The organism is Enterococcus sp. DIV0421 (assembly GCF_051713745.1).
In the GTDB taxonomy this organism is placed as follows: domain Bacteria; phylum Bacillota; class Bacilli; order Lactobacillales; family Enterococcaceae; genus Enterococcus_D; species Enterococcus_D casseliflavus.
Genome location: NZ_JBIOQM010000014.1, coordinates 1 through 1,469, shown reverse-complemented (window position 1 = coordinate 1,469; position 1,469 = coordinate 1). Strand labels below are relative to the sequence as shown.

The 1,469-nt window shown below is 33.3% G+C and carries 2 protein-coding genes; both read left to right on the top strand.

Going from position 1 to position 1,469, the window contains the following annotated elements; translation table 11 throughout:
- Positions 1-540 (top strand): DUF3440 domain-containing protein (locus IGI96_RS19685; protein WP_438785711.1); only part of this gene is annotated, 540 nt, incomplete at its 5' end.
- Positions 533-1,072 (top strand): IbrB-like domain-containing protein, encoded by a 540-nt coding sequence (locus tag IGI96_RS19680; protein ID WP_438785603.1) that lies wholly within the window; start codon positions 533-535, stop codon positions 1,070-1,072. The genes IGI96_RS19685 and IGI96_RS19680, both read left to right, overlap by 8 nt.
- The last annotated feature ends 397 nt before the right edge of the window (positions 1,073-1,469 follow it).

Sequence of the window (1,469 nt, the reverse complement as noted above, 5' to 3'; positions counted from 1 at the left end):
AGGGTTATAGATCCTACTGTGTGGGTAAAACTTTTGGGTAGAGTTAAGGGAGCTAATTTTGCTAATATTTACGGAAAGACAAAAGCCGTAGGGTACAGAAATGTGACACTTCCTGAAGGGCATACATGGAAATCTTATACACAGTTTCTTTTAGCAACCTTACCGGTTAGACTCAGGAATAATTATATTAGCAAATTTAATAAATCAATTTTCTTTTGGCATAATACTGGTGGAGGGTTAGAAGAAGAAACAATTAAAGAATTGGAAGAAAAAGGCTATAATATTGAAAGAAATGGTGTTTCAAACTATACCATTTTTAAAAATTCCCGAATTATTTTCTTAGGTAAAATTCCGGATCATACAGATGATATTTTAAGCACAAAAGATATTCCTAGTTGGAAAAGAATGTGTTTTTGTATTTTGAAAAATGATCATATTTGTCGTTTTATGGGGTTTGGCTTAACTCGTGAACAACAAAGAGTAGTAGATGCTATAAAGCAAAAATATAAAACGAGTTTGGAGGAATTGGAACGTGAGTAATTTTAAAAGTCCGGTTTATCAAATTCAATCTATCCCAATAGAAAAAATATTTCCTAATGATTATAATCCTAATACTGTAGCACCGCCAGAGATGAAACTTTTGTATGATAGTATTAAATCGGATGGATATACCATGCCGATTGTGTGTTATTACAATGTGGAAGAGGATAAATACATTATCGTAGATGGATTTCATAGATATCGTATCATGCTTGATTATTCTGATATTTATGAAAGAGAAGAAGGAAGACTACCTGTTTCTATCATTGATAAAGCACTTGATCATAGAATGGCATCTACTATCAGGCATAACAGGGCAAGAGGTAGCCATGATGTTGATTTGATGAGTAATATTGTAAAAGAACTGCATGAGTGTGGTAGAAGTGATAATTGGATTGCAAAGCATTTAGGGATGGATAAAGATGAAATACTAAGATTAAAACAGATAACAGGTTTAGCAGCTTTATTTAAGGATTATACATTTGGAAAGGCGTGGGAACCAGAAGAGTTTGAGGAACAGTTGAACGAATAGTCTAGATTGAAAATATTGGCTCTTTGTCAATAGGGATTGATGAGTTGTGCAAAATCAAACGGCTCCTCGTCATTTAGTGTTGGTAGAGAAAAACACTAAATGACGAGGAGCCCATTTTTGAGAGTGTGTAACTAGTTAACTTGTGTTACATCCCTATGTAAAAAGAATAAAAAAAGAAATCTAGTTTGTACTGTTAGTCTAATATATAAGAAGAGAGTGCAAGATGAATCATTGCTTGGGAATATTTATGATTTTACCGTATATAGTGGTCTGTTTTTCAGTTTTTTCTTGTAGCTGGGAAGCACGATTTATCATTATTGATGTGAAAATAAGTGGAATTGTCGATGATGTACGAGGATATGGCTATAAAAGAAAGACAAGAGCGTATGGGGCTTTT